Raw genomic sequence first — 1,739 nt, 5'->3', positions numbered from 1 at the left:
TTAAAGCTGTCAGCTCTTTAAAAAGAAGAAACAGACAATCTGTGTGGGCACTTGCGAGACAAAAAATTAAAAGTCTACGGACTGAAAAAATTAAGTCTTGATAAGTGACACTGAAGATTCATTTGAATTATGTCAGAGACAGTTATTGAGCATCAAACTTTAAATTGAAGAGTTTGATCATGGCTCAGATTGAACGCTGGCGGCAGGCTTAACACATGCAAGTCGAACGGTAACATGAGTGCTTGCACTTGATGACGAGTGGCGGACGGGTGAGTAAAGTATGGGGATCTGCCGAATGGAGGGGGACAACAGTTGGAAACGACTGCTAATACCGCATAACGTTGAGAGACCAAAGCATGGGACCTTCGGGCCATGCGCCATTTGATGAACCCATATGGGATTAGCTAGTTGGTGAGGTAAAGGCTTACCAAGGCGACGATCTCTAGCTGGTCTGAGAGGATGACCAGCCACACTGGAACTGAGACACGGTCCAGACTCCTACGGGAGGCAGCAGTGGGGAATATTGCACAATGGGGGAAACCCTGATGCAGCCATGCCGCGTGTATGAAGAAGGCCTTCGGGTTGTAAAGTACTTTCGGTAATGAGGAAGGTGGTGTATCTAATAGGTGCATCAATTGACGTTAATTACAGAAGAAGCACCGGCTAACTCCGTGCCAGCAGCCGCGGTAATACGGAGGGTGCGAGCGTTAATCGGAATGACTGGGCGTAAAGGGCATGTAGGCGGATAATTAAGTTAGGTGTGAAAGCCCTGGGCTCAACCTAGGAATTGCACTTAAAACTGGTTAACTAGAGTATTGTAGAGGAAGGTAGAATTCCACGTGTAGCGGTGAAATGCGTAGAGATGTGGAGGAATACCGGTGGCGAAGGCGGCCTTCTGGACAGATACTGACGCTGAGATGCGAAAGCGTGGGGAGCAAACAGGATTAGATACCCTGGTAGTCCACGCTGTAAACGATGTCGATTTGGAGTTTGTTGCCTTGAGTGATGGGCTCCGAAGCTAACGCGATAAATCGACCGCCTGGGGAGTACGGCCGCAAGGTTAAAACTCAAATGAATTGACGGGGGCCCGCACAAGCGGTGGAGCATGTGGTTTAATTCGATGCAACGCGAAGAACCTTACCTGGTCTTGACATCCACAGAATCTTGCAGAGATGCGAGAGTGCCTTCGGGAACTGTGAGACAGGTGCTGCATGGCTGTCGTCAGCTCGTGTTGTGAAATGTTGGGTTAAGTCCCGCAACGAGCGCAACCCTTATCCTTTGTTGCCAGCGATTCGGTCGGGAACTCAAAGGAGACTGCCGTTGATAAAGCGGAGGAAGGTGGGGACGACGTCAAGTCATCATGGCCCTTACGACCAGGGCTACACACGTGCTACAATGGCGTATACAAAGGGAGGCGACCTCGCGAGAGCAAGCGGACCTCACAAAGTACGTCTAAGTCCGGATTGGAGTCTGCAACTCGACTCCATGAAGTCGGAATCGCTAGTAATCGTGAATCAGAATGTCACGGTGAATACGTTCCCGGGCCTTGTACACACCGCCCGTCACACCATGGGAGTGGGTTGCACCAGAAGTAGATAGCTTAACCTTCGGGAGGGCGTTTACCACGGTGTGATTCATGACTGGGGTGAAGTCGTAACAAGGTAACCGTAGGGGAACCTGCGGTTGGATCACCTCCTTACGAAGAGCTCGTAAGTGTTCACACAGATTGTTTGTTTAGA

The 1,739-nt window shown here is 50.0% G+C and carries 1 rRNA gene; it reads left to right on the top strand.

The window, feature by feature from the left end:
• Positions 1–161: 161 nt before the first annotated feature.
• Positions 162–1,699 (top strand): 16S ribosomal RNA (locus J3U09_RS10890).
• Positions 1,700–1,739 lie beyond the last annotated feature (40 nt).

The sequence above is a fragment of the Gilliamella sp. B2889 genome (assembly GCF_026536885.1).
Taxonomy (GTDB): Bacteria; Pseudomonadota; Gammaproteobacteria; order Enterobacterales; family Orbaceae; genus Gilliamella; species Gilliamella apicola_E.
This window is presented reverse-complemented; position numbering and strand designations above follow the sequence as displayed.